The organism is Rhizobium sp. 01T437, assembly GCF_056398505.1.
Genome location: NZ_JBFTPM010000004.1, coordinates 468824 through 491816, shown reverse-complemented (window position 1 = coordinate 491816; position 22993 = coordinate 468824). Strand labels below are relative to the sequence as shown.

Genomic DNA, 22993 nt, shown 5'->3' with positions numbered 1-22993 from the left:
CCCATGGCGAGCGCGGTGCGCAAAGTTTCCTCGGCCTTGGCCGGGCCGATCGAGACGACGACCACTTCCTCGGCCTTGCCGGCTTCCTTCAGGCGAAGGGCCTCCTCAACCGAAATCTCGTCGAACGGGTTCATCGACATCTTGACGTTGGCAAGGTCGACGCCCGATCCATCCGGCTTGACGCGGATCTTCACGTTGTAATCGACAACGCGCTTGACTGGGACGAGAATTTTCATGGGGTCCTTCCTTCGAACAGAGATGGGCCTTCAACAGAGACTTCTGGGAAAATGCGCGCTTGGACGCTGCTCCGATTGTCGAATGGCGACATGGATACGCGTTTTTCCTCCAAATACAACGCTTCCGTAACGCAGCCAGTCGATTTGGACGGCAATATATTAACGTTTACGTTCACGTCAATATTAAAGCTTGTCCCGCCCCCAGGGCAGGCGCGGCGGCACGGGCATGCCGGAGGCGGTGACGCGGATGGGGACCGGCCGGCCACGAACGGCACGCGGTGTGACGATCTGCCGGTCGAAGAGCGGCACGCCTGGCCGGCGCAGGATGAGAATGAGCAGGGCGCCAGCGATAATGCCGCCGACATGCGCGCCCCACGAGACGTTACCGTCAGGATCGACCAACAGCATGGAAAACTGCTGACCAACCCAGAGCAGGAGCGGAATGAAGGCCGGCAGCGGCAATGGCACGCGGAAAAAGACCAGCACCCAGACTCGCACGCGCGGATGCAGGATCAGATAGGCCGCCACCACGCCGGAAATAGCGCCTGATGCACCGACGAGGGGCGCTTCCGATGTCGTCGACAGCAGGCCATGGCAAAGGGCACCGGCCGCAGCGCAGGCGAGATAAAAGACGAGGAAACGCAAATGTCCCATTGCATCCTCGACATTGTCGCCGAAAACCCAGAGGAAGATCATGTTGCCGGCAAGATGCCAGAAGCTCGCATGGATGAAGGAATAGGTGATGTAGGTAGCGGCTTCCGGCACGATCTCCAGTCCCGGCGCCAGCATCGCATGACCGAAGATGATAGCCGGGATATAGCCGAGGCCGACGGTTGCCGCCTGCGCGACTTGATCGCTTTCGACAGCCGTGAAGATCCAGGCGGCAATGTTTGCCGCCATCAGGCCGAGTGTGACCCACTGAACCCTGATGTGTTTCAGCGTATTGGCATCGTGCAGCGGTATGAACATGAAGGCCTGCCCCCGGGCGATCGTGACGGCTGGGAACCTACCTGTTTTTTCCAGGAACCCAAAGCACATCCGCCTTGCCACCATTATTTGCATGACGGGAAGCTACGAACAGGAAATCGGAGAGGCGGTTGACGTATTGGAGTGCTGCGACGCTGACGATTTCTCCGCCGCTGCGGGCAAGCGCCACCATCAGGCGTTCGGCGCGGCGCGCGATCGTACGGGCGAGGTGCAGATGGGCGGCCGCAGCGCTGCCGCCGGGCAAAACGAAGGATTTCAGCGGCTGCAGTTTGGCATTCAGGCTGTCGATATCCTGCTCCAGCCGTGTAACCTGGCTTTCGACGATGCGTAGCGGCTCGTAAGCCGGCGGCTCAGCGGTTTCAGGCGTGGCCAGATCGGCGCCGAGATCGAAGAGGTCATTCTGGATCAGCGCCAGCATGGCGTCGAGTTCGGCCAGGTCTGCCGTATGCAGCCTTGCGACGCCGATGGCCGAATTGGTTTCGTCGATGGTTCCGTAGGCCTCGACGCGTAGGTCGTGCTTGGTGCGGCGTGGACCGGAGACCAGCGCGGTCGTGCCGTCATCGCCGGTTCTGGTGTAGATCTTGTTGAGCTTTACCATCGTCGGCTCGCAGATCAGCTCGGGCGTCCGCCACCGGTCAGCCAGAGCGTCAGCATGATCAGGATGACGGCGATCGCCTGCAGCAGCACGCGCAGCTGCATCAGCTTGTTGGAAAGGTTCGCATCGCCACCCTTCATCATGTTGAACAGGCCGCGGATCAGCACGAGCGCGACGAGGCCCATGACGATGATCGCGATGACATAGGTGACTGTGGACATGGCAGTCTCTTTTCTTCTTCAGTCCGTCCAGCGCATCAGGCGGTAGAAGAGATTGGCCGGAAGCAGCCTCTTCAACAATATGCCCTGTTTAGCCGGAATCGTTACGGGATAATGTGGCTTCGGATTTTTCGAGTTCAATGCACGCGTCAATACTGCATAGACCGCCTCAGGGCCAAGTTTGTGGCGGTTGACCGGGCCTGAGCCTTCAAGGCGGGCAAGCTGTCTGCGGTATTCGACCGCATGGGGCGAGTTTTCCAGGTCGACATGTTCTTTGATCTTTGCCAGCGCGTTTGCCGTAAAGCGGCTGGTGATCGGTCCCGGCTCAATCAGGCTCACATGAATGCCGCTTCCCTGCAGTTCCATGCGCAGGGTGATACTCAAGCCTTCGAGCGCGAATTTCGACGCCGTGTAGGCGCCGCGATAGCGGTAGGGCAGGAGGCCGAGAATCGAGGAACATTGCACGATGCGGCCTTGGCCGCGCCGGCGCATGAAGGGAATGACCAGCCTGGTCAGCTCGTGCCAGCCAAAAACATTGGTCTCGAACTGGTCGCGCAGCGCCTGCGTCGACAGATCTTCTACTGCGCCCGGCTGCCCATAGGCACCGTTGTTGAACAGTGCATCGATCCTGCCTCCGCTGCGCTCGGCTACTGCACTCACCAGTGCCGAGATCGTCTCGGGCTGTGTGTAGTCCATCAGGAAAGCTTCGATGCCGTCTGCTTCAAGCGACGACAGATCCTCGACCTTGCGTACTGTGGCGAAGACACGCCAGCCGTCCGCTTTCAGGGCGCGCGCGCAATAGGCGCCGATGCCGGAAGAGCATCCGGTCACGACGATGGTGCGCTGATCGGCCATTCAATGATTCCTGTACAAAGTGGGACTCGTTTCCCATATTCGCGGGAAGGATACAATTGGGAAGCCGAATGCCGAAATTCCTGCGCACGCTCTATGATGTGGTCTACGATGCCATCTGCCACCTCATCGAGGACGATGGCTTTGCCATGGCAAGCCATGTGGCGCTTTCCACTCTGCTTGCGGTCTTTCCCTTCCTGATCTTCGGCACTGCGCTTGCCAATTTTCTTGGCGCCGACCAGTTTTCCACCACGGCCATCCATCTGATCTTCGATACCTGGCCGGAAGCCATCGCCAAGCCGCTGGCCGACCAGGTGGTGCAGGTGTTGACGATCCCTCGCGGCGGGCTGCTGACTATCTCTGTGCTTGCAGCTGCCTATTTCGCCTCGAACGGTGTCGAGGCGCTCAGAATCTCGTTGAATCGTGCCTATCGCGTGCAAGAGACACGGCCCTGGTACCTCACGCGCCTTGCCAGCCTTGGCTATGTCTTCATCGCTGTGATCATCTTTGCGGCCATCAGCATTCTGCTCGTGGCAGTTCCTGTTGGTCTTGACTATGCGCGCGACTGGCTGCTGCATAACGACACGCTCGAATGGCTTCCCGTCACGATCCGTCAATGGTTGCCCATTATCGTCGACACACTCGAAATTGTTTTCAGCTGGCGCATTTATGGCACGCTCGTCATGCTGACGATTGCCCTGCTTGTCGTCCATCTCTGGTTACCCGCCGGCAAGCGTCGCGTTTTCGACGTCGTTCCAGGCGTGTTTCTGACCTTGGTGCTCTGGCTCGTCGGCGCGCTGATCTTTGCCTATTATCTTGCGACCTTTGCCAATTACACGGCCACCTATGCCGGTCTGGCATCTGTCATGATCGTGCTGATCTTTCTCTACATGGTGGGTGTCATCTTCATCGTGGGCGCAGAGATCAATGCGGCGCTCATGAAGTTCCGGGTGCTGCGCAATTTCTCGCGAACTTTCTCGGTGGTCGGACGTGACCACGCCGCTGATTCAAAGTCCGACAAGACGGCGAATATTGGCAGCTGACAGCCCTTTGGCACGCAGCTCCGCAAGGCCGGTATCACCCTCGCTCTTGGAAAGCTTGCGGCCATCTGCATCCACGACGAGGCGATGATGATAGTAGACGGGCTGCGGCAGGTTGAGCAGGTTCTGCAGCAGCCTGTGCACCGAGGTGGCGTGGAAGAGGTCGAGACCGCGCACGACATGGGTTACGCCCTGCAGCGCATCATCGATGACGACGGAGAGATGATAGCTCGAGGGCGCATCCGAGCGTGAGAGAACGACGTCGCCCCAAGCGGCGGGCTCGGCCAGGATTTCGCCCTTTCGTTCATCTCCGGTCTCCGTCCAAAACAGCGGTTCGCCGATCAGATCCAGTGCCCTGTTCATGTTGAGCCGCCATGCATGTTTGAGACCGGAGACCAGCATCGTATCGCGTTCTTCGTCGCTGTGGTCGCGGTCGTCGGCTGGATAGTGCGGCGTGCCATCCGGATCGCGCGGCCAGGACTCACCCATTCTCTCATAGGCGGCGGCGCGTGTTTTGACCTCGCTGCGCGTCAGGAAGGAGGGATAGACCAGTCCGCGTTCGATCAGTGAATGAAGAGCTGCCTGGTATTCGGAGAAATGTTCCTGCTGGCGACGGACCGGCTGTTCCCATTCAATGCCCAGCCAGGCGAGATCGGCGTAGATGCCGGCCTCGAATTCGGGTGTGCAGCGCGTCAGATCGATGTCTTCGATACGCAGCAGCAGCCGTCCGTCTGCGGCCCTGGCCATGTCGTCGTTCAGGAAAGCCGACAGCGCGTGACCGAGATGCAGAGGCCCATTGGGGCTCGGGGCGAAACGGAAGACGGGTTTTTGACGCGGGGTCGTGATCATGCTTTCTTCTGGCACGGATTTGAAGCGATCGCGAGGCAAGGTGCGGATCATCAGCAATGAAAAGGATATTGACGAGGGGCTGGCCGCTCTTCTTGTTCTCGATCCACGGCTCGTGCCGATTGCCAGTGAGGCCGGCCCTGTCCCGCTGAGGCTGCGCGAGCCGGGCTTTGCCGGCCTTGCTCATATCATCGTTTCGCAGATGGTGTCGCGCGCCAGCGCCGAGGCGATCTGGCGGCGGATGCAGCCGGCGAGCGGACTGCTAAGCGCGGAATCTTACATATTGCTTCATCCCGATGCCTGGCGCGAGTTTGGGCTATCGCGCGCCAAGGCCGATACGTTGACGCGGATTGCGCAGGCGGTCGCATCCGGACGAATCAATTTGCAGACCCTGGTCCAGAAACCGGCTGGCGAAGCGCTCGCAGAACTGACGGCTCAGAAGGGAATCGGGCCATGGACGGCAGAGGTCTATCTGATGTTCTGCGGCGGCCATGTGGACGTATTTCCGGCGGGTGACGTGGCGCTTCAGGCAGCGGTCGCTGCGGCATTCGGTCTCGCTGAACGCCCGCAAGCCAAAGTACTTACAGGGCTTGCGGAAATCTGGTCACCCTGGCGCTCCGTCGCAGCCCGGCTTTTCTGGGCTTATTACGCCGCAAAAATGCGTCGCGACGTGCTGCCGATCGGCTAATGGACACCTTCCCTCAATTTGCCTTTATCCCCTGAATTTATTGGACTTCACAATCCTGTAACAACCGGCCTAATATACAGGTGCAGATGCCGAATCGATCCAGGAGGGCTCCTTGACGATTGCAGTCTCACCACAGGCCCTGCCAGCGCTCGTCCTGAACGCTGACTACCGGCCACTGAGTTATTACCCCTTGTCGCTCTGGTCCTGGCAGGACGCGATCAAGGCGGTATTTCTCGACCGTGTGAACATTATCGCGGAATATGAGCATGAGGTTTCCTCACCGAGCTTCTCGATGCGGCTGCCGAGTGTCGTGTGCCTAAAAACTTACGTTCAACCGTCCCGCAACCCCGCCTTCACCCGCTTCAACGTCTTCCTGCGCGACAGGTTCGAGTGCCAGTATTGCGGCGCTCACGACGATCTGACTTTCGACCACGTCATCCCGCGCGCTCATGGCGGCGAGACGACCTGGGAGAATGTCGTGGCGGCCTGTTCGCCCTGCAATCTGCGCAAGGGCAGCAAGCTTCCGAAGCAGGCAAGCATGTTCCCGGCGCAGAAGCCGTACCAGCCGACCGTGCAGGATCTGCACAATAACGGCCGGCTCTTCCCGCCGAACTATCTGCATGACAGCTGGCTCGACTACCTCTACTGGGATACCGAGCTACAGCCGTGATGCGTTGGTTCGAAGTCCTTGGTTTACGCAGTCGTTAGCTGCGCAGTTCTGGCGACATGCTTTAAGCGCTTAAGCAGTCTTCTTCACGCTCCAGAAGGCGAAGGCTGCGAGGATCAGGCTTGCGATCACATTCCAGCCCGCAAAGGATAGGCCGAGAACGCGCAGTGCTGCGTCCGTGCAGGACGGCCCCTTGATCGTGTTCAGCTCGCCCAGGAGATCGCCGGCATTGGTAGTCATGCTGCTTGCGGTGGTCGAGCAGGTGGCCGGACCTGCCCAGAAGTGCCATTCCACACCTGCGTGATAGACGCCCATGCCGGCGCCGACGAGCATGAGGATGCCAACGGCAAGAATGATGGCGCGCGTCATCCAGTTCGGCAGGCCGATGAGGGCGGCCACCGCGCCGACGATCGCGATCGGAATCCCATAATAATAGGGCTGGCGCTGCAGCAGGCAGAGCGCACAGGGAATATAGCCGCCGATATACTGGAAGCCGAGAGCCGTTCCGACGACCACTGCCATGGCAACGGCAAGCAGCAACGAGAGGGTGAAGCCCGGGCGGGCAAGCGGCGAGGTGGTGGCATTCATGGCGGAACTCCGCGAAGTTGGCTCAGTGGGCAAAGTATCGGTAGGCGATATATAGCACGATCACGACCGCCGCGCCGATACCGACGATCTGGCCGAGGCGCTTCTCGATGAAGTGGCGGATCGGCTCGCCGTAACGACGCAGCAGCCAGGCAAGGAACAGGAAGCGGGCACCGCGGGCGATGATCGCCGAAACGATGAAGAGCGGCAGGCTAACATGGATGACGCCTGATAGAATCGTGACGATCTTGATCGGTGGCAGATGCGCGAGACCCGAGGTGACGAGCAGCAGCAGGATCGTCTCGTAAGTGACGTAGGATTTCATCTGCTCGAATTGATCGAGCTTTCCATAGAATTCCAGAACCGGGCGTGCCACGGTTTCGTAGGCAAAATAGCCAAGCGCCCAGCCGGCGATGCCGCCCAGCACCGATGCGACAGTGGCGACGAGCGCATAGCGATAGGAGCGTTCGGGCTTGGCAAGCGCCATCGGCAGGAAGAGCACGTCAGCAGGAACCAGAAAGACGGAGCTTTCGACGAAGGCGATGACGGCGAGCCAGACTTCGGCTGATTTCTTCGAGGCCAGAGACATGGTCCAGTCGTAAAGTCTGCGGAGCATCCGTTCCCTTTCTCTGTTGCGACGCACAAAGCATTAGGGGGCGATCATGACGCTGTAAATGCTCGGGCTGTGGCTTCCCGGCATTCGCGCTGAAAATTTTCGTGATCTGATGCAGGCATTCCCTCCCAAGATCTTGCGGGATGGCAAAAGCGCCAAACTACGTCAGGCTGGGTTGTCGTTCGACGAATCCGGGCATGTCATGAAATTCAGGGTCATAGAGGGCGGGCTGAGTTCCGCAGGAGAGCGGGATAGGCAAGCGAGCGGTCGTGGGCCGGAGCGCGAGGATATCAGGCGCGAGGCGGCTCGTCGTTTGAGCGCCAGCGGCTATCACCGTTCCCGCATTATGGAAGCAGCCGGCGTGCCGATGCCGCCGGCGTTCCAATATTTCGCCATGCAGATCGGGTTCGCTGCAGATGCCATCTGCCGGCTCGATCCCATCCCGGCCGATTTTCGTTCTGATCTTTACTGGCCGAAGCTGGATGAAACTGCGACGGCGTGATCGGGTTTGCGCTCCGACCGCTTACGACAGGTCCATGGATTTTTCCCACTGCTGGCGCATGACGTTCATTTCGGTGCGCTTCTGCGCCATTTCGCTGACGATGGCGCGAAGGTTCGGGTGGCGAGACATGAACATGTTGAAGTCACGCCGTTCCAGCACTTCGAACTGGCAGAAATCGACGGCGGTGACATCGGCCGTACGGCGTCCGCCGCTGAGCAGCGCCATTTCGCCGAAGAAGGCACCGGGCTCAAGCCGCACCGCGCCGCTTGCCAAGCGCACCTCCACTGCGCCGGAGGAGATGAAATACATGCTGTCGCCGCGGTCGCCGCGGCGGATGACGCGTTCGCCGGGCGAGGCGAGTTTGGGGTTGAACAGCAAGAGCAGTTCCTCAAGCGCATCCTCGCCAACTTCGGAGAAAAGCGGGAAGGTCTCGACCAGTTGCTGGATCCGCAGATGATGCTGGCGTGCGCGCTCCTCGCCGAGCGCCCTGATCTTTTCCAATTCCCGTGCCAGGGCGTCCTGGTTTTTCCGGCCGTAGCTTTCATGTAGGCGCGGCCATTTCACCCTGATCTTGCGGTTCAGCTTCTCCGCCACGAAGATGACGAGCGGGTTCAGCGTGATGGAAAGGATTGCGGCGGCAAGAATCAGATCCTGTCCTTCATGCGGCAGGAGCCCGAGCGAAACGCCAAGGCCGGCAAGGATGAAGGAGAATTCGCCGATCTGGGCAAGGCCGCCGGCGGCCGTCAGGCCCATGCCGATCGGATAGCGCAACAGGACGACAATGCCAAAAGAGATGATTGCCTTACCGACAATGATCAGTGCCAAAGCACTGATCACAGCCAGAGGATGCTGCACAATGATCGACGGATCGAAGAGCATGCCGACGGAAACGAAAAACAGCACCGAGAAGGCATTCTGCAGCGGCAGGGAATCGGCGGCGGCGCGATGGCTGAGATGAGATTCGCTCATGACCACGCCAGCGAAGAAGGCGCCGAGCGCAAAGGAAACGCCAAAGATTGCCGCCGAGCCGAAGGCGATGCCGAGCGCGATGGCGAGCACGGTGAGCGTGAAGAGTTCACGCGAGCCGGTGCGGGCAATCAGCGTCAAAAGCCAGGGCACGATGCGCGGCCCAAGGAAGATCGCCATGGCGGCAAAGGCTGCGACTTTCAGCAAGGTGAGTGCGATGGTGACCGAAAGCGGCAGGTCGAGACCATGCGAGCCGACGTCGCTCGCATGGCCGCCCAGAAGTTCGGCGAGGGCCGGCAGCAGCACGAGCGCCAGAACCATCGCGAGATCCTCGACAATCAACCAGCCGACGGCCACGCGCCCGCCGGCAGTATTGACGAGGTTGCGCTCTTCCAGCGCTTTCAGGAGCACGACCGTGCTGGCAACCGAAAGGCTGAGGCCGAAGACGATGCCGGCGCCGAGGCTCCAGCCCCAGAGTTCGCCGAGGCCGACGCCGAGCAGGGTGGCAAACAGGATCTGGCCGATCGCGCCCGGCACGGCGATGCCGCGCACGGCCAAGAGATCGGATGCGGAGAAGTGTAGCCCGACGCCGAACATCAGGAGGATCACGCCCATTTCGGCAAGCTGGCTTGCAAGCTCCGTGTCGGCCACAAAGCCCGGTGTGAACGGTCCCATGAGAATGCCGGCGAAGAGATAGCCGACCAGTGGCGGCAGTCGCAGCCTGTCGGCGCAATAGCCAAGAACCGCCGCAAAGACGAAGCTTATGGCTACTGTCGCAATGAGTCCCGCTTCCTGATGCATCAGCCCTCTCAAAATGCCTGCGGCCGGCACTTTAGGATGAAGCGCCGGCAAAGTTAAAGAGTCGATTTGGATGGATTAGACCTAAATGGCCGGCTTTTTGAGCGGGACCACCAAGCTCCCGTGTCGTTGTCTATACATGACGACAAGGAGAAGAGATATGCGGAAGATCATCATCAACTGTGCAGTCGCTGCCCTTGCCCCTTGCCCCTTGCCCCTTGCCCCTTGCCCAGGGCTCGGCTGCAGCGCCTGCATTGGCAGGCAGCGTGACGGTCACACGCGAGCGTGCCCATGACGCTTATGACCGCTATGACCGTGACCGGCCCGGCGTTACCATCAGTGATCGTGGCATTTCGTTCGGCGCGGTGCGCGAACGGGATCGCTGGCGCGATCGGGACCGTGACCGCTGCGTCACCCGCAGCGTGACCCGTCAGACCGATGAAGGCACTGTCACAAAAACGGTCAGACGGTGTGATTGAACAGCAGGCTGAGAGGCCGGTACTCCACTCCGCCGGGACTTCAGCCGCCGAGGCTCATGCCCTCGCCCTTAGGGGCGTGGGCGAAGTCTAAAATCCATTTATTCAGAGATATTTGGTGCCCCATGCCGGGGTCGAACCAGCACTTCTTTCGAAACTCGATTTTGAGTCGAGCGCGTCTACCAATTCCGCCAATGGGGCAGCGAAATACGAGGCGGCTGTCTAACATGCGTTCGCCCGCGCGTGCAAGACGGCGGGCGAAGTTTTGGCGTTTAGAAATCGAGGTTTAGTGGGCAACTGCCTCACTCGGGGCGGTGAGGCTGGATTTCTTCAGCGTAATCGCCAGGACCGAGGCCAGCAGGCAGAAGGCGCCGGCAATGAAGAAGGCCGGCAGGTAGCTTTCCAGCGCCGTGCGCGACAGGCCTGCGCCGTAAGCCGCGGTAGCAGCACCAAGCTGGTGCCCGGCGAAGACCCAGCCGAAGACGAGGCCGGCTTTTTCACGGCCGAAGCGGTCGGCGGCGATCTTGACGGTCGGTGGTACGGTGGCGATCCAGTCCAAGCCGTAGAAGACGGCGAAGATGGACAGGCCGTAGAAGCTGAAATCGCTGAAAGGCAGGAAGAGCAGCGAGAGGCCGCGCAGGCCATAATACCAGAAGAGCAGCCAGCGATTGTCGAAGCGGTCGGAAAGCCAGCCGGAGCCGATCGTGCCGAAGAAATCGAAGATGCCCATGACGGCGAGAACGCTGGCGGCTGCGACAGGCATGATGCCGAAATCGCCGCAGAGTGTGACGAAATGCGTCTGGATAAGGCCGTTGGTGCTGAGCCCGCAGATGAAGAAGGTGGCAAACAGGATCCAGAAGGTCGAGGTCGTCGAAATGTCCCTGAGAACCGTGATCGGCGTTGCAAGTGCTGCGGCGAGCGTGCCTCGGGCCGGGGCCGGCGCAACCTGGGTTTCGCCGACCGAGGGCAGGTTTACGTCCGAGGGGCGGTCACGCATGAAGAGCAGCACGAGAAGAGCGGCGACCATGATCATGGCGCAGACGAAGAAGACGGTGGCGCGCCAGCCGTAGCGTTCGGTCAATTCCGCCATCAGCGGCAGGAAAACGAGCTGGCCGGTTGCCGAGCTTGCCGAAAGCATGCCGACGACAAGGCCGCGATGCTTGACGAACCAGCGTGTGGAAACCGTGGCTGCCAGCACCATGGCCGTGAGCCCGGTGCCGAAGCCGACGACGATGCCCCAGAGCGCCAGCAGATGCCAAAGCTTGGTCATGAATAGCGAGCCGATGAAGCCCGCGCCGATCAGGGCCAGTGCAAAGACGATGACCTTGCGGACGCCGAAATAGTTCATGAAGGCGGCTGCGAAGGGACCCATCAGGCCAAAGAGGATCAGGCGGATGGCAAGGGCGGAGGAGATCTGCGAGGTTTCCCACCCGAACTCATCCTGCAGCGGCTTGATGAGCACGCCCGGCGCGCCCATTGCGCCGGCGGTCACCAGCATCGTCAGGAAGGTGGCGGCGACGACCACCCATCCATAGTGAATGTTTCGCCGGGCAAGGGATGATGCAAGGACTGCAGAGACCATGGGCAAATTCCGTTTGTGACGTGAGGACCATATACAAGACCGCTTTACATGACGGCCATCATATTTGTTGCGTATTGATGATGGACATCATATAAATTGTCAAGCGACCATTTCCGGAGACAAAAAATGCGGGTCAGCCGCGAGAAATTTGCAGAAAACCGCGAGAAGATTCTGACGGCGGCCAGCGTGCTCTTCCGCGAGAATGGGTTCGACGGCGTCGGCGTCGCCGACATCATGAAGGCTGCAGGCCTTACGCATGGCGGTTTTTACGGCCATTTCGAATCGAAGGACGACCTTGCTCTGGAGGTCAGCCGCAAGCTGATCGAGCGTGTGGAAGAACGTTGGCGTGAGCTGATCGCCGCTGAACCAGACAAGCCGCTTCAGGCGCTGCTCGATCATTACATCCATTGGCGCACCGTCGACGATCCCGGTGGAAGCTGCGTGTTCGCCTCGTTGATCCAGGAAGTCAGTCGCAGCGAAGGTGCGGTTCGTGCAACCTTCAGCGAGGGGTTGTCCACGCTGGTCGATGTACTGAAGGAGGTGGTGTCGGGTGCGACGGAGGAAGAGCGCCGCGCCAATGCGACGACGACGCTTTCATCGATGATGGGGGCCGTCATTCTTGCCCGTGCGGTCGAGGATCGGGCGCTTGCCGAGCAGTTTCTGGTCACGATGCGCCGCAAGCTCGACCCGGCGCAGTAATCCCAAAGCATTCACGCATGCAAAACCGCTACGGGCTTTTACTGGAACTGCTTTAGTCTCGGAAGGCGATCATCGCATGGCCTTCGACGATTTCGGTGAAGGTGCCGTCCGGCGACAGAGCGGTGAGCTCGCTGCGGAAGGCTGCCTCGAATTCCTCTGTCTTGTCGCCTAGCGCCTGTGGAGAGGTGACGGACATGGAAAAGGCGCGGCCGATGATATCCTCCGTCCCGATTACCCGTTCGTTGACGATGCCGATGCGTTCGAGGCTGCGGAAGGGGGAGCGCAGCAGAACCGCCTCATGCGGTCCGAATTCCTGCGCGCGGCGTAGTTTACGCTCGGCGCTTTTTTCCGGCGAATAGGTCTCCGACAGCTGATGCAGCACGTCACGCCAATCCGGTGTCGCTGCGATATGCCTGTCGGAGAAGAGAACGACAGCTCCGCCGGGATCGACGAGCTTGTCGAGTGCCGCAAGCGTCGCCGGGCGGTCCATCCAATGGAAGGAGCGGCCTAGGACAGCAAGTTTCAGCGGCGCCAGATCCGGGTTGAGATCGTAAGAGGAGCCCTGGATGAGCCTTATGTTCACGGCGGCTTCGGCTGCATTTTCGCGCGCGGCATCCAGCATTTCCGGCTCGGGATCGACCCCGATCACATCGGCGCCGGCGAGGCGTGCGAAGGCGACGCCGAGCGGTCCTGGTCCGCAGCCGAGATCGAGCACACGATCGCCGGCTTTCAGGCCGGTGCGTTCGGCGACGCGTTCGATCAGCCTGTCCGGATAGGGGACACGGAAGCGGTTGTAGTAGACGGCAGTGGTACGAAAGCGGCGAGCTTCGAAAGGAACGATAGTCATGCGAACGGTCCTCTGTTTGCCGCAAACCGCTAAGGCTCGACTGTGACCGGCTTGTGATGGTTTCTTGGATCGCGCATGCGCGGCCTCGAAAGAGGCGACGTTTTCGGCCACCCAGCGCCAGAGCGGCATGATCTGCTTCAATAGGTCGCGGCCGAACTCACACAGCGGGCACCCGCCTGGAAGTCCTGATATCGGGAAAGGAATGGGCGCCCCTCCACATTGGCGGAGGGAGGCTGTCACTCAGCGGCTTATTTGAAGCCGGCGACGTTGTGCGGGATGTAGGGTGCTTCGAGTGCGGCGATATCATCGGCGCTGAGTTTCACCGTCAGCGCGCCGACGGCGTCCGTCAGGTGTTGCGCCTTGGAAGCGCCGATGATCGGGGCAGTAACGGCGCTCTTCTGCAGGATCCAGGCGGTGGCGACCTGCGCACGGGAAACGCCATGGGCCTTGGCGATTTCGGCAACCTTCTCGACGATCTTGCGATCGGCATCTTCGGCCTGCTTATAAAGCGTCTTACCGAATTCATCGGTCTCACTGCGGTTGGTCTTCTCATCCCAGTCACGGGTCAGGCGGCCGCGGGCAAGCGGGCTCCAGGGAATGACGGCGATCTTCTGGTCCTCGCAGAAAGGCAGCATTTCGCGCTCTTCCTCGCGGTAGAGCAGGTTTACGTGGTCCTGCATGCTGACGAATTCCGTCCAGCCATTGAGGCGCGAGGTGTAGAGCGCCTTGGCGAATTGCCAGGAATACATGGAGGAAGCGCCGATATAACGCGCCTTGCCTGATTTCACGACATCATGGAGAGCTTCCAGCGTTTCCTCGATCGGTGTCGTATAGTCCCAGCGGTGGATCTGGTAGAGGTCGACGTAATCAGTGCCGAGGCGGCGCAGGCTGTTGTCTATTTCGTCGAAGATCGCCTTGCGCGACAGGCCGGCGCCATTCGGCCCGGGCCGCATGCGGTTGAAGACCTTGGTCGCGAGTACGATATCCTCGCGCTTGGTGAAATCCTTGATGGCGCGGCCGACGATCTCCTCGGAGGAACCATTGGAATAGGTGTTGGCCGTATCGAGGAAATTGATGCCGAGATCGATCGCCTGTTTGAGGAGCGCGCGGCTTTCCTCTTCCGGCAGGCTCCAGGCGTGATTTCCGCGGTTGGGATCGCCATATGTCATGCAGCCAAGGCAAATCTTCGAGACTTCGAGACCGGTCTTCCCGAGTTTTACATATTCCATGAAAGTGCTCCGTGATGAATTTCAGCGACTCCCCGGGCGCATACATATGATGTAGCGCGGAAATCACCGAAGTCTCCGCAAGCCTAACGGAGAATGTGTTCTGCAGTCAGCGCAATAATGCGTGATGCGTGCCGGGACTGTCGCCTCATCATTGGGGCTTACACCGCTTGCGCATCCGCGGAGCAAGGTGTTAGCTGGTGCAGCATTTTACCGGATCATGCCCATGAAACTGCCGCCCGGCGATCGATATGACACGCTCTACCGCGATTTCTCCTGGCAGATATCAGAGGATTTCAATATCGGCCGCGCCGTCTGCGACGATTGGGCCGCGCGTGATCCTGATCGCGTCTGTCTCGAACATTTCAGTCCCGACAGCCACCATCTGTCGTTGACCTATGGCGAGCTTGCCGCCCGCTCCTCATCCTTCGCCAATGCGCTTTCAGCACTTGGTATCGGTAAGGGCGATCGTGTGGCGCTGCTCCTGCCGCAATCCTTCGAGACGGTCATTTCGCATGTGGCGATCTACAAGATGGGCGCGGTCGCGCTGCCGCTCGCGTTGCTTTTCGGGGTCGAGGCGCTGGAGTACCGGCTGAAGACTGCGGGTGCGACGGCTGTCGTCACCAATGGTTTCGGGCTTGCGCGCATCAACCAGATCCGCGACCGACTGCCTGACGTCAAACATGTCATCAGCGTCGATGGGGCCTCCGCAAGCACGCTCGGCTTTGCCGATCTGGTTTCCGCACATTCTTCCACTTTCGAAATTGCGCAGTCAGGCCCGGACGAGCCAGCGCTGATGATCTTCACGTCGGGCACGACGGGGCCGCCGAAGGGCGCGCTGCATGGCCACCGGGTTCTCGCCGGTCATATTCCCGGCATGCAGTTTGCCCATGAGGGTTTCCCGCAGGCGGGAGACAAGGTCTGGACGCCGTCCGACTGGGCATGGGCCGGCGGGCTGCTCAATGCGCTGCTGCCGAGCCTGCTGCTCGGCGTGCCTGTTGTTTCCTCGCCAGCACAGAAATTCGATGCGGACATGGCCTATCGCATCATGGCCGAGATGAGGGTGCGTAATGCCTTCATTCCGCCGACGGCGCTCCGGCTCCTGAAATCCGTCGAGGAGCCGCGCTCGAAATACGATCTCGTGCTGCGCACCATCGGTTCGGCAGGTGAATCCCTAGGGCGCGAAACCTACGAGTGGGTGCGCCGTACGCTCGGCATTACCGTCAATGAATTTTACGGGCAGACGGAGTGCAATTTCGTGCTGTCTTCGAGCGCTGCCTTCGGGGTGACGAAGGCCGGTGCAATCGGGCGCGCTTCGCCCGGCCACAGGGTGGCGATCATCAGCGATGAGGGCGACGAGCTGCCGGTCGGCGAGCAGGGGCAGATCGCTATCGCCAGCCCCGATCCGGTAATGTTCCTCGGCTACTGGAACGACCCCGAGGCGACCAGCAGGAAGTACGCCAAGGGATGGATGCTGACTGGTGATATCGGCCGGCAGGATGCGGAGGGCTACGTTACCTTTGCCGGTCGTGACGACGACGTGATCACCTCGTCCGGCTACCGCATAGGGCCGGCGGAGATCGAGGACTGTCTCATAGGCCATCCGGCCGTCCAGCTTGCCGCTGCCGTCGGCAAGCCCGATGCGCTGCGTACGGAGATCGTCAAGGCCTATATCGTGCTTTCGCCGGGCTACAGCCCGAGTGCGGAGCTGGCAGCGGAAATCCGGGACTGGGTGAAAACCCGGCTTTCGATGCACGAATATCCGCGCGAGGTGGAATTCGTCGATGCGCTGCCGCTGACAACCACAGGCAAGGTCATCCGCCGGCTGTTGCGGGAGAAGGCTGCGGCGGAAGCTGAAAACTAACCCCGGCCGGCAAGCGACATGATCTTCTCACGGAGCATCTTCGCCATGTTGCGGGTACTGCGGTACATGTGAAGCTGGGCCGCGACCTGTCGCATGTCGCGGTCGCCGTTCTGGGTGAGGCCGATCACCAACGTGCCCATCTCCTCGCGTTCCTGCCAGAAGCGGCTCATGATCGGATGATCGGAGACGGCGCAGGAATCCGAGCGCAGGACATTGGCATCGTCGAGATGCCATTCGGTCAATTCGCTCATCAACAGCTTGCCCGGCGAATAGCGGGAGTAGTTTTCGTCATAAGCGGTCTTCCAGGTGTAGGCCTCGCCGCCCATCATCAGCACGACCACGGCGGCGATCGCCTTGCCGTTAATGTCGATCGTGTGGATGCGCACGGCATCGACTTCCGCCAGATTGGAGACGGCCTCGCGGGCGAAGGCGGTGTGATAGCGGTCGGTCACCAGCGCGCTGCGGCGCTTGCCTTTCCAGCCGCCGGCCTCCAACGCCAGGAATTCCTCGAAGCGCATGTGAATCTCCCGCGGTTGGCGGGCAACGGTGTGAACGACCGTGCCAAGCTCATCGAGCAGCCGCCACTGGCGGCGCATCTCGCGCTGGTGAGAGGAGGATACGGTCCGGCCGAGATAGACCATGGCGTCGTCATCGCTCTGCAGCATCGGCCGCTCATAGGGATTGGCGACGGTCAGCGGCAGATTGCGGCTGAGCGCCACGGCCTTTGCCATGCGCACGAAGATGCCGTTCAGCCGAACGTCCGGCAGCACCAGCGTACCCGGCAAGCCGAGGTCCGGCGTGATCAGGCCTTCGAAGAGGTTGTCCAGCGTCTCCGCCGCATCCTCGGCGTCGACCAAGGGGGTGCCGAGCGGACCGAAGCTGTTTGCCCAGCCGCGGATGATCGACGGGCCGACGGCGAAACCCGGTTTGTCGACAGAGAAGGGCATGAGCAGGCGCATGCGGCTGCGATGTTCATTCTCGTCGCGGATGATCGCGAAATTGACCTGCCGGTCTTCCAGCCGCGGCATAGCAGGCGCCAGGAAACGGCCGCTGAAGAAGACATTCGGCTCCATCGCGCGGTTGGAGAGGAAGTCCAATTCTTCCTGCAGATCGTAACCCAGCTTACCGGGGTAAAGGCAGAGCTCGCGCCCCAGCCGGCCGATTTCGATCCGTGCTTCAGCCTGCGGGGCTTCGAACTTGAGCGCGGCAAGATCGTGAACCATGCGGTTCGCGTTGCTGTCGGTGCTCTCGGTGATGGGTGGTATGCGCACCATCTATCGGGCTCTCATTTCTGGCGTTGCAGCGGAAGGGGTTGCGAAGGCGAAAAGCGTAAAGCCGAGTGCTCGGCGCACGAAGACATGCAGCAGGATCGCTTCCACGGCCATGGCGGAGGCCGTGGCGATCGCCGTGCCGACGATGCCGTAGTGCGGGATCAGCAGGATATTGAGGCCGACATTGGCGGCGAGCGCTCCAGCATAAAGGGCGACGCAGAGGTTCTGCTTGCCTGCCATCATCAGCAGCGTCTCGGCGGGACCGACCAGCGCCTTGGTGAGGATACCGGCCAGCAGGATCGCCATCAGCATATAACCGGCCGTGAATGCGTCGCCGAAAAGCGACAGCAGTAGATGCCCGGCCGCCAGGACCGCGAGACCGACGGCGAGGGCAGGCCAGAAGGTCCAGCGGGCAGCATCGATAGCCGCAGCCGCGAGATCAGCGCGGTTGCCTTCGGCAATAATCGAGGAGAAGCGCGGGCCGGAGGCGGCTTTCACCGAGAAATTGATGAAATGCACCAGAGCCATGGTCTTGGCCGCTGCAAAGTAGATCGCGACGTCATGCGGCTCCAGGAAGATGCCGACGATCACGACATCGGAATTGGTCAGCAGGAAGCTCACGCCCTCGATCAGGAAGATCGGGAAGGCAACGCTCAGCCACTCCACGAAATCCACCTTGCGGGGGCCGACATCGTAGTGCTTGCGCATCCGATAGAGGGTGGCGGCATATTGGCCGAGTGCTGTGACGAAGGTTGCCGCGAGCGCCGCCTGCATGGCGGTGACCGCCGTGTGCGGTGCGCCGAAGAAGATCGCAGTCAGCATGAAAAGGATGATGAGGATCGGCCTGACAATATAGACCGGGCTGAGCGCCATGACGGGCCAATGATTGGCCCGCGACGTGCCTTCAAGGATGTCGCCGAGCGCGATCATCGGCATGGCCATGAGGCCGAGGAAGATCGGCACCAGATAATAGCTCTCGATCCTGTCGCCGAGGAAATGCAGGCCGAACATGCCGGCGATGAGAACGGTCGTGCCCGAGAGCAGCGCGAAAACGCGCGCGGTGCCGGTCAGGCCGCGGATTTCGGCGAAGGCGCCGGCAGCGCGATACTGCGGCAGGAAGCGGACGATCGCGGTGTGGAAACCGAGGCAGGAAAGATCGCCGCAGAGGACGACCAGCACCCAGACGAAAACGAAGATGCCGTATTCATATTCGCCCATCAGCCGGGCGAGCACGATCTGCGACAGGAAGGCGAGAGCGGCGCTCAGGATGCGGATCGAAAAAGCGATCAACGCCATGCGCTGTGCGGCTGCCTTGTCGCCCCGTTCGGTCAGCACGGCGGCGAGCATGCGCAGCACGCGGCCGGCGATCGGCCGCAGCCCCGCGGGCAGCATTTTTTCCGCTGTTTCTATGACCGCCATTTTAACACGCAAAACTCTAGGGGCAGGGCATTCGCACCGGCAAGTCTTGCCAGATCAGAGTTAAGAAACGGTATGCCCAACGAGGCGGCATTGCCTGCCACGGTGATCCATAATTGGGCGGAAATACCAAGAAAAATGGCGCCCGAAGGCGCCATTCTCAGACCTGTTCGAAAGCACCGTGGCAGTGCTTGTATTTCTTGCCCGAGCCGCAGGGGCAGGCCTCGTTGCGGCCGACCTTGCCCCAGGTCGCAGGATCGTCGGGGTTGCGGTTTTCCGGCGGGACGGTGACTTCAAGCGCCTGATAGGTCGTGTTCGTAAATTCATCCTCGCCGGTCGTCGGGTCGAGGTGATGGGCCTGCATGATCGGCGGCTCCGGCTGCGGCGGAGCCTGCTGGACGAGTTCAACGCGCATCAGCTGTGCGGTGACGGCCTGGCGCAGATTGTTGAGCAATGCCTGGAAGAGTTCGAAGGCTTCCGACTTGTATTCCTGCAGCGGATCACGCTGGGCGTAACCGCGGAAGCCGATGACGGAACGCAGATGGTCGAGGTTGACGATGTGCTCGCGCCACAGATGATCGAGCGTCTGCATGACGACCTGGCGCTCGACATAGTGCATGATATCGGGGCCGAAGCGCTCGACCTTCTCGTTGAAGGCGGCGTTGGTGGCTTCCGTCAGGCGTTCGCGGATATCGTCTTCGCCAATGCCTTCCTCCTTCACCCAGTCCTCGATCGGTAGATCAAGGTTGAGGATGTTGGCGGCCTGTGTCTTCAGGCCGACGGCATCCCACTGCTCGGCGTAAGCGCGTTCCGGAATGTGGGTCGTGACCAGATCGTCGACCACTTCGCGACGCATGTCCGATACGGTCTCGGAAATGTTCGGCGCTTCCATCATCTCGACGCGCTGTTCGAAGATGACTTTGCGCTGGTCGTTCAGAACGTCGTCGTACTTCAGAAGGTTCTTGCGGATGTCGAAGTTGCGAGCTTCGACCTTCTTCTGCGCGCGTTCCAGAGCCTTGTTGATCCAGGGATGGACGATCGCCTCGCCCTCCTTGAGGCCCAGCTTCTGCAGCATGCTGTCCATGCGGTCGGAGCCGAAGATGCGCATCAGGTCGTCCTGAAGCGACAGGTAGAACTTGGAGCGGCCGGGGTCACCCTGACGGCCGGAACGGCCGCGCAGCTGGTTGTCGATGCGGCGGCTTTCATGGCGCTCAGTGGCGACAACGTAGAGACCGCCTGCCGCAAGCGCCYTTTCCTTGAGCGCCCTGATTTCTTCGCGGATCGCCGCGACCTTTGCGTCGCGCTCCGGGCCTGGCTCGACTTCGGCAAGCTCATGGTCGATGCGCATGTCGAGGTTGCCGCCGAGCTGGATGTCGGTACCGCGGCCGGCCATGTTGGTGGCGATCGTCACGGCGCCCGGCACACCAGCCTGGGAAACGATATAGGCTTCCTGCTCGTGATAGCGGGCGTTCAGAACCTGGAAGTTGGAGAAGCCCTGCTTGCGCATCAGCTCGGCCAGAGACTCCGACTTCTCGATCGAGGTCGTGCCGACGAGCACCGGCTGGCCGCGCTTGTGGGCGTCCAGGATCTCGGTGATGATCGCCTTGTACTTCTCCTCGACGGTCCGGTAGACCTCGTCGTCTTCGTCGATACGCAGGATCGGCAGGTTGGTCGGCACCTCGAGAACGTCGAGATTGTAGATGTTGCCGAATTCTTCCGCTTCCGTCTGGGCCGTGCCGGTCATGCCGGCAAGCTTGTTGTACATACGGAAGTAGTTCTGGAAGGTGATCGAGGCCAGCGTCTGGTTTTCCGGCTGGATCTGCACCTTTTCCTTGGCTTCCAGCGCCTGGTGCTGACCTTCCGAGTAGCGGCGGCCTGGCATCATGCGGCCGGTGAATTCGTCGATGATGACGATTTCGCCGTTGCGGACGATGTAGTCCTTGTCGCGCTGGAACAGCTTGTGGGCCTTCAGCGCGTTATTGATGTGGTGAACGATTGCGACATTCTCGATGTCATAGAGCGATGCGCCCTTCAAGAGGTCAGCCTGCTTCAGCAGGTTTTCCAGCTTCTCGGTGCCGATTTCGGAGAAGTTCGCCGAACGTTGCTTTTCATCGATCTCGTAATCTTCCGGCGTCAGCAGCGGAATGTAGGTGTCGATGGTGTTGTAAAGGTCGGAGCGGTCGTCGAGCGGGCCGGAGATGATGAGCGGCGTGCGGGCTTCATCGACGAGGATCGAGTCCACTTCGTCGACAATCGCGAAATTGTGGCCGCGCTGGACCATCTGGTTCGTCTCGTACTTCATATTATCGCGCAGATAATCGAAGCCGAGTTCGTTGTTGGTCGCGTAGGTGATGTCGCAGGCATAGGCGTCGCGGCGCTCCTCGTCGGAAAGGCCGTGGACGATGACGCCCGTGGTCAGGCCGAGGAAGCCGTAAAGACGGCCCATGGTCGCCGCGTCACGCTGAGCGAGGTAGTCGTTGACGGTGACGACATGCACGCCCTTGCCGGCAAGCGCGTTCAGATAGACCGGCAGGGTCGCGACCAGCGTCTTGCCTTCGCCGGTCTTCATTTCGGCGATGGCGTTGGAATGCAGGATCATGCCGCCGACGAGCTGTACGTCAAAAGGTCGCATGCCGAGGACGCGGCGGGAGGCTTCGCGCACGACCGCGAAGGCCGGGATCAGGATATCGTCCAGCGTTTTGCCTTCTGCGAGGAGCGCGCGGAACTCCACCGTCTTCGCGGCAAGCTGCTCGTCCGTCAGCGCCTTGGTCTTCTCTTCAATAGAGTTGATTGCGGCGACGTTCGGCTGGAAGGACCGCACGCGGCGATCGTTGGCTGAGCCAAATAACTTGCGGGCAATACCGCCAAAGCTGACCATATGACTGGTCCTTTCTGAATATTCTTCCCCGACGTTTCTTATTCGCTGCCCAGCCGAAAAACAGGCGCACGCTTGAAAACGCCAGGAAACTGTTCTGGACGCGAGGTTGCGTGACAGATAAGAGGGGGGGCAAATGATGTCAACGGATTTGGCTGATATAGAAAGGCCACATTCCGGTGTTGAAGGCTGTTTTCGGGCTGGATTCACGAAAGCTGAAGCCGGCGGGTATAATTGTGAAGGGTTATTTGATGTTGAGCACCAACAAACTTGCTGCGCTGGCGTTTACGGCCTTCGTCGCCTTCCAGGCTCCGGCCTATGCCGATGATGCCGTCGTCGCCAAGGTCGGCAATCTGGAAATCCACCAGTCGGAACTCGATCTGGCTGTGGCCAATCTCGACCCGCAGCTTGCGCAGCTCCCTGACGACCAGAAGAAGGTAGCCGCCCTCTCTGCCGCCATCGATGTGAAGCTGCTTGCTGCCGATGCCACCGCCGAGAAGCTCGACCAGTCGGACGACTTCAAGAAGCGCATGCAGTACCTCACCGACCGCGAGCTTCATAACGCCTACTTCAAGAAGCATGTGGTCGATACTGTTACGGATGCCGATGTAAAGGCTCGCTACGACAAGGAAGTCTCTGCCCTGCCGAAGCAGGAAGAGGTTCACGCCCGCCACATCCTCGTCAAGACCGAGGACGAAGCCAAGGACGTCATCAAGCAGCTCGACGCCGGCAAGGACTTTGCTGCGCTCGCCAAGGAAAAGTCCACCGATCCGAACAAGGATGACGGCGGCGACCTCGGCTATTTCAGCCGTGGCCGCATGGTCAAGGAATTCGAGGATGCAGCCTTCGCGCTCGACAAGGGTACCTATTCCAAGACCCCGGTAAAGACCGATTTCGGTTATCACGTTATTTTGGTCGAAGATAAGCGCGACGCGCCGCCGCCGCCGTTCGACCAGGTCAAGGATCAGGTTCGTCAGCTCGTCATGCGCGACAAATATCTTGCGCTGCTGAACCAGGCGAAGGCTTCGTCCAAGGTCGAGATCACGGACGAAACGCTCCGCAAGGGTTACGAAGACGCCAACAAGCAGCCTGACCCGGGCGCCGCGCCGGCGCCTGCGCCGCAGCAGTAATCATCAGCATTGGG

The 22993-nt window shown here is 60.6% G+C and carries 22 protein-coding genes, 1 tRNA gene and 1 pseudogene; 8 read left to right on the top strand and 16 right to left on the bottom strand.

The window, feature by feature from the left end:
• From AC1DM5_RS10915 to AC1DM5_RS10895, 5 genes are all read right to left on the bottom strand, one after another.
• Positions 1-236, bottom strand: a 236-nt coding sequence (locus AC1DM5_RS10915) for an electron transfer flavoprotein subunit beta/FixA family protein (RefSeq protein WP_477974973.1), incomplete at its 3' end; no start/stop codon positions are given.
• A 183-nt stretch (positions 237-419) separates the two neighbouring features.
• Positions 420-1205, bottom strand: coding sequence for a rhomboid family intramembrane serine protease (locus AC1DM5_RS10910; protein ID WP_477818049.1), 786 nt, complete (start codon positions 1203-1205; stop codon positions 420-422).
• 37 nt (positions 1206-1242) lie between these two features.
• Positions 1243-1821, bottom strand: a complete 579-nt coding sequence (locus AC1DM5_RS10905) for a cob(I)yrinic acid a,c-diamide adenosyltransferase (RefSeq protein WP_477818050.1) — start codon at positions 1819-1821, stop codon at positions 1243-1245.
• 14 nt (positions 1822-1835) lie between these two features.
• Positions 1836-2039 (bottom strand): twin transmembrane helix small protein, encoded by a 204-nt coding sequence (locus tag AC1DM5_RS10900; protein ID WP_007825545.1) that lies wholly within the window; start codon positions 2037-2039, stop codon positions 1836-1838.
• A gap of 18 nt (positions 2040-2057) precedes the next feature.
• A complete protein-coding gene (locus AC1DM5_RS10895) occupies positions 2058-2891 on the bottom strand; it encodes an SDR family oxidoreductase (protein WP_477818051.1) in 834 nt (277 codons plus the stop codon).
• Between the two features lie 68 nt (positions 2892-2959).
• Here AC1DM5_RS10895 and AC1DM5_RS10890 point away from each other — a divergent pair, with 68 nt between their 5' ends.
• The gene (locus AC1DM5_RS10890; RefSeq protein WP_477974971.1) at positions 2960-3931 is read left to right on the top strand and encodes a YihY/virulence factor BrkB family protein; all 972 of its coding nucleotides are present in this window, start codon (positions 2960-2962) and stop codon (positions 3929-3931) included.
• Here AC1DM5_RS10890 and gluQRS read toward each other — a convergent pair.
• The gene (gene gluQRS / locus AC1DM5_RS10885) at positions 3896-4777 is read right to left on the bottom strand and encodes a tRNA glutamyl-Q(34) synthetase GluQRS (RefSeq protein ID WP_477818053.1); all 882 of its coding nucleotides are present in this window, start codon (positions 4775-4777) and stop codon (positions 3896-3898) included. The two genes, AC1DM5_RS10890 and gluQRS, sit on opposite strands and share 36 nt — an antisense overlap.
• Here gluQRS and AC1DM5_RS10880 point away from each other — a divergent pair.
• Together AC1DM5_RS10880 and AC1DM5_RS10875 are read left to right on the top strand one after the other, a co-directional pair.
• The gene (locus tag AC1DM5_RS10880; protein ID WP_477818054.1) at positions 4776-5462 is read left to right on the top strand and encodes a DNA-3-methyladenine glycosylase family protein; all 687 of its coding nucleotides are present in this window, start codon (positions 4776-4778) and stop codon (positions 5460-5462) included. The genes gluQRS and AC1DM5_RS10880 overlap by 2 nt on opposite strands.
• A 112-nt stretch (positions 5463-5574) precedes the next feature.
• The gene (locus AC1DM5_RS10875) at positions 5575-6132 is read left to right on the top strand and encodes an HNH endonuclease (protein ID WP_007825539.1); all 558 of its coding nucleotides are present in this window, start codon (positions 5575-5577) and stop codon (positions 6130-6132) included.
• Between the two features lie 69 nt (positions 6133-6201).
• Here AC1DM5_RS10875 and AC1DM5_RS10870 read toward each other — a convergent pair whose 3' ends face one another.
• Together AC1DM5_RS10870 and AC1DM5_RS10865 are read right to left on the bottom strand one after the other, a co-directional pair.
• Positions 6202-6717, bottom strand: a complete 516-nt coding sequence (locus AC1DM5_RS10870) for a disulfide bond formation protein B (RefSeq protein WP_113183919.1) — start codon at positions 6715-6717, stop codon at positions 6202-6204.
• A gap of 22 nt (positions 6718-6739) precedes the next feature.
• Positions 6740-7330, bottom strand: coding sequence for a YqaA family protein (locus AC1DM5_RS10865; protein ID WP_113183918.1), 591 nt, complete (start codon positions 7328-7330; stop codon positions 6740-6742).
• Positions 7331-7529: 199 nt separating this feature from the next.
• Between AC1DM5_RS10865 and AC1DM5_RS10860 the strand changes: the two genes are divergently transcribed.
• Positions 7530-7829, top strand: coding sequence for a hypothetical protein (locus AC1DM5_RS10860; protein ID WP_113183992.1), 300 nt, complete (start codon positions 7530-7532; stop codon positions 7827-7829).
• 21 nt (positions 7830-7850) lie between these two features.
• Here the strand turns inward: AC1DM5_RS10860 and AC1DM5_RS10855 are convergent, their stop codons facing one another.
• Positions 7851-9596, bottom strand: a complete 1746-nt coding sequence (locus AC1DM5_RS10855) for a cation:proton antiporter domain-containing protein (protein ID WP_113183917.1) — start codon at positions 9594-9596, stop codon at positions 7851-7853.
• Between the two features lie 157 nt (positions 9597-9753).
• Here AC1DM5_RS10855 and AC1DM5_RS10850 point away from each other — a divergent pair.
• A pseudogene (locus AC1DM5_RS10850) lies at positions 9754-10072 on the top strand (hypothetical protein).
• Between the two features lie 113 nt (positions 10073-10185).
• On the opposite strand, the gene AC1DM5_RS10845 reads toward AC1DM5_RS10850, so the two are convergent.
• Positions 10186-10270, bottom strand: a tRNA-Leu gene (locus tag AC1DM5_RS10845).
• 85 nt (positions 10271-10355) lie between these two features.
• On the bottom strand, positions 10356-11651 hold the full coding sequence (locus tag AC1DM5_RS10840) for an MFS transporter (RefSeq protein ID WP_477818055.1): 1296 nt from the start codon (positions 11649-11651) through the stop codon (positions 10356-10358).
• A gap of 126 nt (positions 11652-11777) precedes the next feature.
• Here AC1DM5_RS10840 and AC1DM5_RS10835 point away from each other — a divergent pair, with 126 nt between their 5' ends.
• Positions 11778-12350, top strand: a complete 573-nt coding sequence (locus AC1DM5_RS10835) for a TetR/AcrR family transcriptional regulator (protein WP_477818056.1) — start codon at positions 11778-11780, stop codon at positions 12348-12350.
• Positions 12351-12402: 52 nt separating this feature from the next.
• Here AC1DM5_RS10835 and AC1DM5_RS10830 read toward each other — a convergent pair whose 3' ends face one another.
• Entirely contained in the window at positions 12403-13197 is a 795-nt protein-coding gene (locus tag AC1DM5_RS10830; protein WP_477818057.1) for a class I SAM-dependent methyltransferase, read from the bottom strand.
• Between the two features lie 248 nt (positions 13198-13445).
• Positions 13446-14426 (bottom strand): aldo/keto reductase, encoded by a 981-nt coding sequence (locus tag AC1DM5_RS10825; RefSeq protein ID WP_477818058.1) that lies wholly within the window; start codon positions 14424-14426, stop codon positions 13446-13448.
• Between the two features lie 223 nt (positions 14427-14649).
• On the opposite strand from AC1DM5_RS10825, the gene AC1DM5_RS10820 reads away from it, so the two are divergent.
• Entirely contained in the window at positions 14650-16287 is a 1638-nt protein-coding gene (locus AC1DM5_RS10820; protein ID WP_477818059.1) for an AMP-binding protein, read from the top strand.
• On the opposite strand, the gene AC1DM5_RS10815 is transcribed toward AC1DM5_RS10820, so the two are convergent.
• The 3 genes from AC1DM5_RS10815 to secA form a co-directional block, all read right to left on the bottom strand.
• On the bottom strand, positions 16284-17561 hold the full coding sequence (locus tag AC1DM5_RS10815; protein ID WP_477818060.1) for a GNAT family N-acetyltransferase: 1278 nt from the start codon (positions 17559-17561) through the stop codon (positions 16284-16286). The two genes, AC1DM5_RS10820 and AC1DM5_RS10815, sit on opposite strands and share 4 nt — an antisense overlap.
• Positions 17562-18977, bottom strand: coding sequence for an oligosaccharide flippase family protein (locus AC1DM5_RS10810; RefSeq protein ID WP_477818061.1), 1416 nt, complete (start codon positions 18975-18977; stop codon positions 17562-17564). It abuts the gene before it with no gap.
• A gap of 157 nt (positions 18978-19134) precedes the next feature.
• On the bottom strand, positions 19135-21852 hold the full coding sequence (gene secA / locus AC1DM5_RS10805) for a preprotein translocase subunit SecA (protein WP_477974969.1): 2718 nt from the start codon (positions 21850-21852) through the stop codon (positions 19135-19137).
• Positions 21853-22100: 248 nt separating this feature from the next.
• On the opposite strand from secA, the gene AC1DM5_RS10800 reads away from it, so the two are divergent.
• Positions 22101-22979 carry a peptidylprolyl isomerase gene (locus AC1DM5_RS10800; RefSeq protein ID WP_477818063.1) on the top strand — a complete coding sequence of 293 codons (879 nt, stop codon included), beginning with the start codon at positions 22101-22103 and terminating at the stop codon, positions 22977-22979.
• Positions 22980-22993: the final 14 nt, after the last annotated feature.

Bases quoted from the DNA above. Each gene is read 5' to 3' on its own strand.
- AC1DM5_RS10910 (WP_477818049.1), bottom strand. From the start codon at position 1,205: ATGTTCATACCGCTGCACGATGCCAATACGCTGAAACACATCAGGGTT.
- AC1DM5_RS10905 (WP_477818050.1), bottom strand. From the start codon at position 1,821: ATGGTAAAGCTCAACAAGATCTACACCAGAACCGGCGATGACGGCACG.
- AC1DM5_RS10900 (WP_007825545.1), bottom strand. From the start codon at position 2,039: ATGTCCACAGTCACCTATGTCATCGCGATCATCGTCATGGGCCTCGTC.
- AC1DM5_RS10895 (WP_477818051.1), bottom strand. From the start codon at position 2,891: ATGGCCGATCAGCGCACCATCGTCGTGACCGGATGCTCTTCCGGCATC.
- AC1DM5_RS10890 (WP_477974971.1), top strand. From the start codon at position 2,960: ATGCCGAAATTCCTGCGCACGCTCTATGATGTGGTCTACGATGCCATC.
- AC1DM5_RS10880 (WP_477818054.1), top strand. From the start codon at position 4,776: ATGCTTTCTTCTGGCACGGATTTGAAGCGATCGCGAGGCAAGGTGCGG.
- gluQRS (WP_477818053.1), bottom strand. From the start codon at position 4,777: ATGATCACGACCCCGCGTCAAAAACCCGTCTTCCGTTTCGCCCCGAGC.
- AC1DM5_RS10870 (WP_113183919.1), bottom strand. From the start codon at position 6,717: ATGAATGCCACCACCTCGCCGCTTGCCCGCCCGGGCTTCACCCTCTCG.
- AC1DM5_RS10865 (WP_113183918.1), bottom strand. From the start codon at position 7,330: ATGCTCCGCAGACTTTACGACTGGACCATGTCTCTGGCCTCGAAGAAA.
- AC1DM5_RS10860 (WP_113183992.1), top strand. From the start codon at position 7,530: ATGAAATTCAGGGTCATAGAGGGCGGGCTGAGTTCCGCAGGAGAGCGG.
- AC1DM5_RS10855 (WP_113183917.1), bottom strand. From the start codon at position 9,596: ATGCATCAGGAAGCGGGACTCATTGCGACAGTAGCCATAAGCTTCGTC.
- AC1DM5_RS10840 (WP_477818055.1), bottom strand. From the start codon at position 11,651: ATGGTCTCTGCAGTCCTTGCATCATCCCTTGCCCGGCGAAACATTCAC.
- AC1DM5_RS10835 (WP_477818056.1), top strand. From the start codon at position 11,778: ATGCGGGTCAGCCGCGAGAAATTTGCAGAAAACCGCGAGAAGATTCTG.
- AC1DM5_RS10830 (WP_477818057.1), bottom strand. From the start codon at position 13,197: ATGACTATCGTTCCTTTCGAAGCTCGCCGCTTTCGTACCACTGCCGTC.
- AC1DM5_RS10825 (WP_477818058.1), bottom strand. From the start codon at position 14,426: ATGGAATATGTAAAACTCGGGAAGACCGGTCTCGAAGTCTCGAAGATT.
- AC1DM5_RS10820 (WP_477818059.1), top strand. From the start codon at position 14,650: ATGAAACTGCCGCCCGGCGATCGATATGACACGCTCTACCGCGATTTC.
- AC1DM5_RS10815 (WP_477818060.1), bottom strand. From the start codon at position 17,561: ATGGTGCGCATACCACCCATCACCGAGAGCACCGACAGCAACGCGAAC.
- AC1DM5_RS10810 (WP_477818061.1), bottom strand. From the start codon at position 18,977: ATGGCGGTCATAGAAACAGCGGAAAAAATGCTGCCCGCGGGGCTGCGG.
- AC1DM5_RS10800 (WP_477818063.1), top strand. From the start codon at position 22,101: ATGTTGAGCACCAACAAACTTGCTGCGCTGGCGTTTACGGCCTTCGTC.